Here is a 1,729-nt window from a genome sequence, read left to right as displayed (position 1 = left end):
AAGATGCGGACCTCGACCCCTGCCCGGACCGGCTCGCTGTCCACACGAAGCCCCGCTCGGGCCATTGCGACCAACGCCGCCACAAGCGCCTCCCTCCCCCTCGTGGGGAGGGATGGGGAGGGGGGCACCCCGCTACACCGTAAGGGTCGCCTCGCCCCCAAGCACTATCGCCATCGCGCGGTCAGCGAAGATGTCGACGCGAAGATCCGCGAGCAGATCAAGGCGGGGACCTTCCCGGTGCGGCTGAAGCCCGAGGACTGGCAGAGCGGGTCTGTCAACTGGCTCCTCGACGTGATCGCACCGGACCGGAAGACGGCGGGGCAGGTGATCGCCAATTTCGCCCAGGTGGCGAAGGAAGGCGAGCTGCGGCTGCATCAGCAGATCGGCGGGCTGGTCGAGAAGGATATGCTGGAGAAGATGGGTTATTCGCAAACCAAGGGAGAATAACCATGACCGATTCCGTCTGGCTGAGCGTCGCGCCGCAGAAATCCGAGCTTACCGCTTGGTTTCAAATGGAGGACCGCGTCGTTCCGGCGTTGGAGCGGTCTAAAAACATGATGTTTCACTGGGGGGGTGGGCATCTAGACCCGAGCCTGTTGCCGCAACGAGCCGTTGAGGACAAAGGTCGCCACATCACGCGGATGCAGAACCTGTTTCAAGTTAACGGCTTTCTCTGCATGACTGAGAAGACCGCAGCAGTGCTGCGTCAGCATGATCTGGGCGGCGGCGGGCTCTATCCGCTGGAACTCGTGCGGCACGATGGGGTGACGCCGGTGCCGGGCCCGTTCTGGGCGCTGAACTTCGGTGCGAAGAAGACAGCGGTGAACACCGCTGAGAGCCGAGGCATTGATGGGCCTTATCCGGACGGGAAATGTCGCCCAAAGTTTTGGATCAAGGATGACGAGTTCGCTGTTACCTCTGCCGCGCTGGAGGGGTCGGACATATGGGGGGATTCTCTCTCGGAAGTCGGCTTCTTCGTCAGCCCGAAACTTGGCAAAGCGCTTCACAAGGCGGGCCTTGCAAAGGTCTTTCACCTGCGGCGCTGCCGCATCATCTGATAATTGACGGATCACATACCCATGGGCACTAACGGTTACTCGATTTTCGGGTTTGAAGCGAGCCGTAGCAACTGTTTTTCATGCGGTGTGTTTTCGGTAGTCTTTGCCGTCCCTGAGCATTGCGTTGAGGATTGTGAGGAGTTTTCGCGCGCAGGCGGTGATGGCGAGTTTGGGGGGGTTTCCGGCGGCTTGCAGTCTGGCTCGGAAGGCTTTGATGGTTGGGTCGAAGCGTGAGGCGATGAAGCCTGCGAGGTAAAGCGCGCGGCGGACATCTGCTCTGCCGCCCCAGATGCGGCGCTTACCATGGTGGAGGCCTGAGTCGCAGGCCTGGGGCGCGAGACCCGCGAGGCTGGCGATCTGGCGGTGATCGAGTTTGCCAAGCTCGGGCAGGCGGGCCAGGATCACCGCCACCAGCGTCGGGCCGATCCCGGGCATCGAACGGAGGCGGCGGGCTTCGGCGGTCAGGGTCTCGCGGGCCTCGATCAGCGTGGCGATCTGGGCCTCGACCGCCTCCAAATGCGCTTTCAACACCTTGATCATCGACACGATTTCTTTGCAGAGCCAGCTGTCCCGCATGGTCCCGGCCCGGTTCTTTTCGGCCCCGATCATGGTGACCAGATCCTCGCGCCGTGCCACGAGGTCGGCCAGTTGCGCCCGGTCCGGGTCCACCG

2 protein-coding genes and 1 pseudogene are annotated in these 1,729 nt (G+C 62.6%); 2 read left to right on the top strand and 1 reads right to left on the bottom strand.

The genetic code is table 11. The features are described 5' to 3' along the window. Together ACRCSW_RS12495 and ACRCSW_RS12490 are read left to right on the top strand one after the other, a co-directional pair. Positions 1 to 447 (top strand): annotated as a pseudogene (locus ACRCSW_RS12495) (hypothetical protein); the annotation flags it as partial. Positions 448 to 449: 2 nt separating this feature from the next. Then, positions 450 to 1,058 (top strand): hypothetical protein, encoded by a 609-nt coding sequence (locus ACRCSW_RS12490; protein WP_438705529.1) that lies wholly within the window; start codon positions 450 to 452, stop codon positions 1,056 to 1,058. Positions 1,059 to 1,136: 78 nt separating this feature from the next. Here ACRCSW_RS12490 and ACRCSW_RS12485 read toward each other — a convergent pair. After that, on the bottom strand, positions 1,137 to 1,729 hold a 593-nt coding region (locus ACRCSW_RS12485; RefSeq protein WP_438705527.1), incomplete at its 5' end, for a transposase.

It is taken from the genome of Tabrizicola sp. (assembly GCF_051645465.1).
Lineage (GTDB): Bacteria > Pseudomonadota > Alphaproteobacteria > Rhodobacterales > Rhodobacteraceae > Tabrizicola.
The sequence above is the reverse complement of the archived record's forward strand: the minus strand, read 5'-3'. Positions and strand labels throughout refer to the sequence as shown.

Coding starts and splice junctions, on each gene's coding strand:
- ACRCSW_RS12490 (WP_438705529.1), top strand. CDS start 450: ATGACCGATTCCGTCTGGCTGAGCGTCGCGCCGCAGAAATCCGAGCTT.